The following is an 8001-nucleotide window of genomic DNA, read 5'->3' on the forward strand; positions in this document are numbered from 1 at the left end:
AAAGAAAGGATGAATGAATTTTGAACAGCAACCAGAAAAAACTACAGCAGATGATCAAGGACCAGACTCTTACCCTGACGGATGAAGAGCTGTTCCTGTCCTCTGCCTACCAGAAATACCTGTCCTCAATGGCGAAAGCGGCTACCGGCCGCTACCGCCAAGGACTGCAGACACTGATGGAGTGGGACGCTTCCGATGGTGCCGGACTTGCTTACACGGATAACTACAAGATCCACATCAATGCCGGCAACCACATTACCCAGAGTTTCCCGTCCCGGATGCTGCGCTCTGAAAGCCTTGTGGGGATGAACGGGCATGAAACGGCCCATCTCTTATTTACGGACTTTACAACCCTTGGGTTATATCTGCGCAGCATGGAGAACGGCTCCTTCTATCCAGAAGAACCGTCTTTCGATGACCAGTACCAGGAAAGCTGTGTGGAAATGCTGGAAGCCGTGCATGAAAAAGACAAGGCTGTATGTCTGACGCTTTCTGAATGCGCCTCCCATATCAGCAACATTTTAGAAGACATTTACATCGAAGCCCGCATGTGTGACGCCTATTCCGGCATTTTTAAGCAGGGGATCGAGCTGAACTGCCTGCGGATGAATGAACTGATGCCGTCCCTTCAGAGCCAGATTGACAATGAATACTCTGATTTTTCCATTGTGGCAAACCTTCTCCTGCAATACTGCAGGGCAGGTACAGTTAATAATCTCCATGGTTACACCGGTCCCTATCTGGATTACCTGGAGGACTGCGTACCATATGTGGAGGAATCTATCTACTCGGATGACGTGAAAGACCGGCTCCATGCCTCCAACCATATCCTGGGGATTCTCTGGGAGTATATCAAACCAATGGTGGAGGACACCAGGGAGAAGCTAAAAGCGGCTTCGGAGGAGGATGTGAAAAAACTGCTGAGCGGGATTCTGGGCGACCAGATCCAGGGCGGCACCCCTCTGCCTTCCGGAAAAGGCGGAGCTATGCCGAAGCAGGCGGAAGCCGGAAAGAAAGCACAAAGCTCCAATCCACCTCTGCAGTTTTCTCCACAGACACGCCAAAATATCATGTCCGGTGTGCAGGATGTGGTGACTGAAGAAGGCGACCGGATCCAGCTTGCAAAGACTTCCACAATCTTAGAAGGAAACAATCCGGGCATCACTTATAACCACCAGTATCTGGGTTCCGGTTATGAGAAATCCGCCAGCGACCTTTTCCGCATCCTGAACAGTGTAGCAACGGAAAAAGCGGAGGAACAATACCAGCAGGAAATGACGGAGGAACTGCAGAAAGCGGCCAATGATATCCATTATGGAAACGCCCATGCAGGTATCCATGTAACGGTAAACCGGATGTACAGTGTACCGGATAGCTTAATTAAAGCATACCAGTCCGTTGCACCGCCGCTTCTTAGGGCTTCCAAAAGACTGCAGAAAACCATCGCCCCTCTCCTGAGGGAAGAAAGCGAGGGCGGGAAATTAAAGAACCTGCAGTTTGGAAAACGCCTGGATACAAGAGCGCTGCACCATGAGGACGGTACATTTTTTACAAGGACAAGGCTCCCTTCGGAAGAACAGAAACTGGCGGTAGGTCTCCTGATTGATGAAAGCGGCTCCATGAGCAGCTCCGACCGGATCACTTATGCAAGGATGACAGCGATTGTCCTTTATGATTTCTGCCAGAGCCTGCAGATCCCGGTCACCATCTACGGACATACCACGCCAGACTGTGAGGCCGGAGTAGCGCTTTACTCTTATGCAGAATTTGACTCCATAGACTCTTCTGACCGCTATCGTTTAATGGACATGAGCGCCAGAAACGGGAACCGGGACGGCGCCGCCTTGCGTTATGTGGCAGAGCATCTGAGCAAACGTCCGGAAAACCAGAAGCTGCTCATCATCATTTCCGACGGGCAGCCTGCGGATTACGGATACAGCGGTACGGAAGCAGAGGCAGACCTGCGTGGGATCAAGAAGGAATATTCAAAGAAGGGGATCGTCCTCTTTGCTGCAGCTATCGGCTCAGACAAGGAGAACATCAAACGGATCTATCAGGATGGATTCCTTGATATCACCCGGCTTGAAGAACTGCCAAAAAATATGGCGCTTTTGGTAAAGCAATATTTGAAATAATAAGCGGAATGATAAACCATGCTGTCCATTACTAAAACGGTAATACAGCACTGGAATCTCAACAAAGAAAGAAGGGACATTGATTCATGAATCAGAATTATCAGACGAGGATTTCCCCTCAGATCTGCAAAGTCCAGACCGACCGGAAGCTAATCGCCGTCTATGACCAGTTGAAATGCGCGGCGCTGACACACTATGCACAGCTCCACGCAAAAGGTGAATATAAGGAGAATGATCATAAGGCAAATTCCCTGATCAAACTCACCATCCAGGACTATTCCAACGGCACCGGAGATAAAAATATAATCGCCCAGTTCAATCTGGCTCCCGAACAGATCCAGTTTATCTTAACCCGGATCACTGCAGGGTTCCAGGAATTTGAGTGGTCCCAGAGCAAGATCTACGGCGCACCTGATGCACAGGGGTATTCTACGGCGCAGCAGTTTTCCATTTCGCGCCACACGAACGATTCCAGCGGGCGGCCGATGAAGAGCCCGTGGCGGATCCAGATCGTAAATGGAAAAGGTGTGAAAGTCCAGAACCAGAAAGGCGGTTCCTATATGAAATCCGGAAGCTTTCTCTCAGAGAAAAACGCATTTATCCAGCTGACGGATATGGACCTCTATACGCTCCTAAAGCGCACGGATTCCTATATCACCAACTGGGAAGCGTGTATGGCGCCGTCACTGATCGCAAATGGAAAGCAGGCATATGAGAAACAGCAGCAGGACTGGCAGGCACAGAATCAGGGGCAGGATCAAGGGTACGCTCAGAACGGGCAATATCAGGGGCAGAATCCGGATTATTCCCAGAACAATCAGTACCAAGGGCAAAATCAGAATTATACACAGAACGGACAATACCAAAACCAGGCTCCGTACTATATGCAAAATAATACACAGAATAACCAGTACCAAAATCAGGGGCAGGGAAACACCTATGCCGCTTAGATTTCAGGCACGATCATTTTTGGAAAAGGAAACGGCCCTATGGCGGCTTCCTTTCCGTTAGAAAGAAGGTGAATCTATGAAATATACCGATATCTGCACACTGGATGCACAAGGACGGATCGTGATCCCGACCAAGATGCGTAAGATTTTAAACCTTGTGAATCAGGACTCTCTGGAAGCGGAGCTTTCCGGCCAGGAAATCCATCTCAGGAAATGCGGAGATCTGCCTGCAGACACACACAGGCTCGCATCTTTCCTTACCATCCTGTACAACAGCAGCCGGCACACCGTTGCCCTCTGTTCCGATACACAGGTCGTTAGCGCGGTAGGAAGTTTTCTTCCAGACAGAACCCCTGTCTCCAAGGAACTCTCTGCCTGCATCCAGGCTGAAAAAGAATATCTCCCGGACATGAGCAGGCCAGTCTATCTTACCTCCTGTCCAGGCACACCAGTCGCTGCGCTTTTCCCTGTCCACGCCGAAAAGCCTCTGGCATTAGCAGTACTTTCTGCAAAGCCGCTTACCGAGGTGGAGATCGGATGTGCAAGGTTAGTGGCAGCCACAATTACACATGAATTTATCGGTCAAAGACAATTTGAACAAGAAATAAAATCTAACTGAAAGAAAGGATAAAAATACTATGAAAAAAATACATCTATTAACCCCCAAGCAACAGCAGTTTGCAGAACAAAACCATCAAATCGTAGAGTGTTTCCTCTCCAGAAAGAGACTGGATGCGGACGAATTTTACGATGTGGTCATCTTCGGCTATCTGTTAGCCGTACAGGAATATCTGGAAAACCCCAGGTTAACCGACAACTACGCCTTCAATACCATTGCATGGCGGAACATGAATGACTGTCTGATTAACGAATATACCTACTGGAACCGGGGGAAGCGTTCAGCAGCAACCAGCCCTTTGGATGAGGAGTATCTGTCTATTGACAGACTTCTCCCCAACCGGATGCAGCGGGCGGCGGAAACTCTGGACAACCAGAAATTGCTGGTCAAACTGCTTGCTTATATCACTCCAAAAGAGCAGGAAGTTGTCCGTCTAAAGGCAGACGGCTATACATATCAGGAGATTGCAGAAAAATGCAGGATCTCAGTCTATGGTGTGGAAAGCCGTTTCAGCCGGATGCGACAGAGACTGCGGGCACTTGCACTAATGTAGGGGAGAATTGCTATGAATGATTCACAGATACAGCGTGCAGCAGAGCTTCTGCAAAAGGAATTTGGTACAGAATGGCAGGCCATCGCCGGAATGCTCGGCACGGAGGGACTGCGGAAACGGGTAGGCAAAGAGCTTACTTCCTTTATGGCATTTCCAGAACGCGGAAACGGCGGGAACAGCCACTGGAGAGGCAACTGCTCTCCGGAAGTGGTTGCTTCCATCCTGCGCTATGTCCTGGACTGCAAGCGTTATTACGGCAAGGATGTAAGCCAGTTTACCCTGATGGATCCTATGAGCGGTTCCGGAACTTCCCAGGCTGTGGCAGATCATTTCCAGGTACGGTCGTTACTTTACGACCTGAATTCTGCACCTGCTTACGACTATGGAAACTGGAACGCGTTAAGAAATGATGTGGAGGACTCGGCCGACCTGATCTTTTTCCATCCGCCGTACCACGACATCATCAAATACAGCGGAAATATGTGGGGCAGGCCCCACCCGGATGACCTGTCGAGATGTGAGAACTATCAGGATTTCCTGGAAAAGTTAAATTACTGTATCCGGAAGTTCTTCTTTGCATTACGGAAAGACGGCAGGCTCGCGGTACTGGTGGGGGACATCCGGAAAGACGGACATTTTTTCTACAGCATGCAGAACGACCTTATTCGCATGGGCGAATTTGAATCTTTTCTTGTAAAAGGCCAGTTCAACTGCGTATCCGATAACCGCAGGTACAAGAAACCGTTTATACCGGTCGTCACGGAATATGTGTTGATACTTAAGAAAGCCGATTCCCTGACGGTTCCCTTTTCCTGCAGGCAGGAAGGCTGCCTGTCGGTAAGCTGTACAGACCTTCAGACCATCACCTGGCACCATCTGATCCGGATGACCATGGAAAGTATTGGCGGAACAGCCGCATTGTCGGATCTGTATGACCTGCTGCGGGATCATCCCAAAGCACGGAAGAATCCACACTATGAGGACCGCATCCGGGCAACCATCTACGAGCATCCGGACCAGTATCTCAGGACAGCCTAGGGATGCTACCGCTTAAACTATGCTGTGGCATAGAAATATAACACAATCACCCAAAGAAAGGAAGATATCTACCATGAAAAGGCACCGAAAAGAACCTTTACAGAATGTCAAGAAAGCAATCGTCACCATGACCGGCACCCCGTCCCTGCCTCTCTGTATCGGAGAGCATGCATGGATCCGTACCCGTCACCAGCTCTTTACAACTTCTATGGTCTTAAAGATTATGGAAGTGGCGGAGGACGGCATAAAGTTTGAGACCTGTAATACCATTTACCATCTCAGATACGAAACCATTTCTACGGAGAGCGGGGTGATGTGCGCTTGACAAAGATCCAGGAACTGGGAAGCAGCCTTGAAAAGCTGCTTTCCACCCTAAAGAAAAACCGGGAAATGATTTCCCTTGAAATTCTGAGATCCCATTACCGGCAGCCTTATTATGCTCTGATCCAGCAGATCAACGGGACTGCATCTGCATTTGTGAAGGCAGTGCTTACTGACCGGCTTATCCTGAATCCGGATATTTCCATAGAAGAGCAGGCGGCTCTCATCAACCAGGTGATTGCAGACTCCGGCATGGAAAAACAGATGAGTGCCTGCATTTCCAGAACTTACAATTCAGACCAGCTTTACCAGATGGCTCTGGAACTGCGGCGGAAAATAGAATGTGCCTTATGGCCGTACATTGACCTGAAAACCTGCCTGGTGTTTGATCTGGACAATCCGGAAACAGAACCTGTTACCTATAATACTTTAACCAGACAAATTTTAAGAAACGGAGTCTGGGCGAATCAGGAATTAGATCTTCAATGGAAATTTATCTTTTACCCAAATACAAGGATTTATCCAGACAATGAATTACCCAAAGAAGAAAAGGAGACAAATCACTATGACTACACAAATGGAACGGAAAACAACTGCACGCCTGTCAGATAAAGAAATGGAGAAAATCTACCGCATACGGCAGCGTTTTTACTGGGAAATGGATTTTATCAGCCGCTGCAGGGAACGTAAACTGGAAGAAATTGGCTTATGCAACCTTCCTTACCAAACGCTTCCGGAGGAGAAAAAGCTTCTTGACCTGGCCTATGAACTCTATAACAATATGGAAGACTCTAATACGGCCTATAATGTGACACTTGATCTTGTCATTGATGAGATTGAACGCCGGATACAGGATAACCGGATTGTTACTGCTGCGGAACCTCCCGGAAATCCACGGGTTGTTATTATCATTGAGGACGGAATTGTCAGTACAGTGCTGGCATCGGATCCGGATATCCAGATTGACATTATTGAGCTGGACCGAAATTATGCGGATTCCGAGCTTCGTTCTTCTACTTATGATGCTGCCCTAAAAGAACCCGGCCTTCAAAACTGCAGTTACTCACTGCATGTGCCAGGTTATGAGCAGGAAATGGAAACAGAGGTGGATGAGTAATGGCAAATATCTGTTGTGATGACGTCTATTTCTATTCACAATCCAATCCGGAACATCTGGCTGCATTGTGGGAAGACCTGGAGACATCCATCGTTTTCTGCCGCAATGAAGATCTGGCAGGGATCAGGAACCTGTTTGAATTAAAGGGTATTCCCACAGAAAGTCTCTCCCTCCGGGGAACGGTCATCGCTATGGAACGGAATCCGGATAATATCCTTCTCAGTACTTCTGCCGCATGGTCTCCGCTTTATGGGGCATACCATGCGATTGCCGAAGCTTATCAGGTGGATTTTGTCATGCAGAGCATCGAGCCGGGTTGCAGGACCTATATCAATACCGATCATTCCGGCCAGTATTTCCCAGACCATTATGCAGTATCCATACAAGACGAAACTTTCCTGACACCAACAGGTATTCCGGTGAGTGAGAAACTGGAATATGGAGAACTGTTTACTACGGATGCCGCTCTGCTGGAACACTTTGCCGAGATGGGATATCCTGCAGATACACTGAAAATGCTGGAGACGCTTTTGGAAGATACGAGAATGGAGGTTCACTGCTTTGAAGATCCTTATTCCCTGAATGACTGACAGACGAGGAGGCATGATGTATGAAGCTATATGTATTATGCAGTTATGGAGATGGATTGAACGATCCCGATGTCTCCACAGATTATCAGGAACTCTATGAAAAGATGGAGAAAAGTTTCCGCATGACACGGGATCACGTTTCCCAGACAGAAGAAGAACAGGAGAATACCTATCTGAGCGGATACAGTGCCAGGGCTGTCATACAAGGTGACTGGATGGAATGGTCTATTACGGAGTTGGAACTTCCAATATCCAACCTGTGATAAATCAAAAAAACAAATATATACTGAGCCGCTTGATTTCAGGGCGGCTCATTTCTGTCAGCAAAGCCCGAAAAACCGTGATTTGCTTTTTCAATTGGATAGGCGCAAACTTTTTGCTATAATAAATTTACAATTATGGAGATAACCATATTTGAAATTCGCAAGGAGGTTCGCTCATGGTGGAAGGAAAGTATTTTTTTAATGGAAAAGATATTACTATGAATATGTTCATCCAGATTCGGGATGTGATTGATATTATTCAGGAAACAACCGGGTTAAATTTCCCGGATGCGACTTTGGCTTTTTATGAATCCCAAACATACAAAGCCCTTCAGAACACGGAGAACACCCTATGGGCAGAATCTGCCGGTTATATTGCAGACCGGTATTTTGAGGAATGTACAGAAACAAACTG

Annotated in this window: 11 protein-coding genes; all 11 read left to right on the forward strand. The window is 47.8% G+C overall.

Annotated elements, in window-relative coordinates; translation table 11 throughout:
• Positions 1 to 20: 20 nt before the first annotated feature.
• On the forward strand, positions 21 to 2135 hold the full coding sequence (locus tag VSQ62_RS32025) for a vWA domain-containing protein (RefSeq protein ID WP_285825155.1): 2115 nt from the start codon (positions 21 to 23) through the stop codon (positions 2133 to 2135).
• An 86-nt stretch (positions 2136 to 2221) separates the two neighbouring features.
• Positions 2222 to 3085, forward strand: a complete 864-nt coding sequence (locus VSQ62_RS32030) for a hypothetical protein (protein ID WP_285825154.1) — start codon at positions 2222 to 2224, stop codon at positions 3083 to 3085.
• A gap of 76 nt (positions 3086 to 3161) precedes the next feature.
• Positions 3162 to 3704, forward strand: coding sequence for an AbrB/MazE/SpoVT family DNA-binding domain-containing protein (locus VSQ62_RS32035; RefSeq protein ID WP_334638747.1), 543 nt, complete (start codon positions 3162 to 3164; stop codon positions 3702 to 3704).
• A 19-nt stretch (positions 3705 to 3723) separates the two neighbouring features.
• Positions 3724 to 4257: an RNA polymerase sigma factor gene (locus VSQ62_RS32040; protein ID WP_285825889.1), complete on the forward strand. Its 534-nt coding sequence runs from the start codon at positions 3724 to 3726 to the stop codon at positions 4255 to 4257.
• A 12-nt stretch (positions 4258 to 4269) separates the two neighbouring features.
• Positions 4270 to 5295: an SAM-dependent methyltransferase gene (locus VSQ62_RS32045; protein ID WP_285825888.1), complete on the forward strand. Its 1026-nt coding sequence runs from the start codon at positions 4270 to 4272 to the stop codon at positions 5293 to 5295.
• 73 nt (positions 5296 to 5368) lie between these two features.
• On the forward strand, positions 5369 to 5620 hold the full coding sequence (locus tag VSQ62_RS32050) for a hypothetical protein (RefSeq protein WP_285825887.1): 252 nt from the start codon (positions 5369 to 5371) through the stop codon (positions 5618 to 5620).
• Positions 5611 to 6228: a hypothetical protein gene (locus VSQ62_RS32055; protein ID WP_334638748.1), complete on the forward strand. Its 618-nt coding sequence runs from the start codon at positions 5611 to 5613 to the stop codon at positions 6226 to 6228. Before VSQ62_RS32050 ends, VSQ62_RS32055 begins: the two co-directional genes overlap by 10 nt.
• A complete protein-coding gene (locus tag VSQ62_RS32060) occupies positions 6182 to 6733 on the forward strand; it encodes a hypothetical protein (protein WP_285825885.1) in 552 nt (183 codons plus the stop codon). Before VSQ62_RS32055 ends, VSQ62_RS32060 begins: the two co-directional genes overlap by 47 nt.
• Positions 6733 to 7323 carry a hypothetical protein gene (locus VSQ62_RS32065; RefSeq protein WP_125129216.1) on the forward strand — a complete coding sequence of 197 codons (591 nt, stop codon included), beginning with the start codon at positions 6733 to 6735 and terminating at the stop codon, positions 7321 to 7323. The genes VSQ62_RS32060 and VSQ62_RS32065 overlap by 1 nt, the downstream gene beginning before the upstream one ends.
• Positions 7324 to 7343: 20 nt before the next feature.
• Positions 7344 to 7586: a hypothetical protein gene (locus VSQ62_RS32070; RefSeq protein ID WP_125129217.1), complete on the forward strand. Its 243-nt coding sequence runs from the start codon at positions 7344 to 7346 to the stop codon at positions 7584 to 7586.
• A gap of 176 nt (positions 7587 to 7762) precedes the next feature.
• Positions 7763 to 8001 (forward strand): hypothetical protein (locus VSQ62_RS32075; protein WP_334638749.1); only part of this gene is annotated, 239 nt, incomplete at its 3' end.

The organism is Sporofaciens sp. JLR.KK001 (assembly GCF_036941055.1).
In the GTDB taxonomy this organism is placed as follows: domain Bacteria; phylum Bacillota; class Clostridia; order Lachnospirales; family Lachnospiraceae; genus Sporofaciens.

Coding starts and splice junctions, on each gene's coding strand:
- VSQ62_RS32030 (WP_285825154.1), top strand. CDS start 2,222: ATGAATCAGAATTATCAGACGAGGATTTCCCCTCAGATCTGCAAAGTC.
- VSQ62_RS32035 (WP_334638747.1), top strand. CDS start 3,162: ATGAAATATACCGATATCTGCACACTGGATGCACAAGGACGGATCGTG.
- VSQ62_RS32040 (WP_285825889.1), top strand. CDS start 3,724: ATGAAAAAAATACATCTATTAACCCCCAAGCAACAGCAGTTTGCAGAA.
- VSQ62_RS32045 (WP_285825888.1), top strand. CDS start 4,270: ATGAATGATTCACAGATACAGCGTGCAGCAGAGCTTCTGCAAAAGGAA.
- VSQ62_RS32050 (WP_285825887.1), top strand. CDS start 5,369: ATGAAAAGGCACCGAAAAGAACCTTTACAGAATGTCAAGAAAGCAATC.
- VSQ62_RS32060 (WP_285825885.1), top strand. CDS start 6,182: ATGACTACACAAATGGAACGGAAAACAACTGCACGCCTGTCAGATAAA.
- VSQ62_RS32065 (WP_125129216.1), top strand. CDS start 6,733: ATGGCAAATATCTGTTGTGATGACGTCTATTTCTATTCACAATCCAAT.
- VSQ62_RS32070 (WP_125129217.1), top strand. CDS start 7,344: ATGAAGCTATATGTATTATGCAGTTATGGAGATGGATTGAACGATCCC.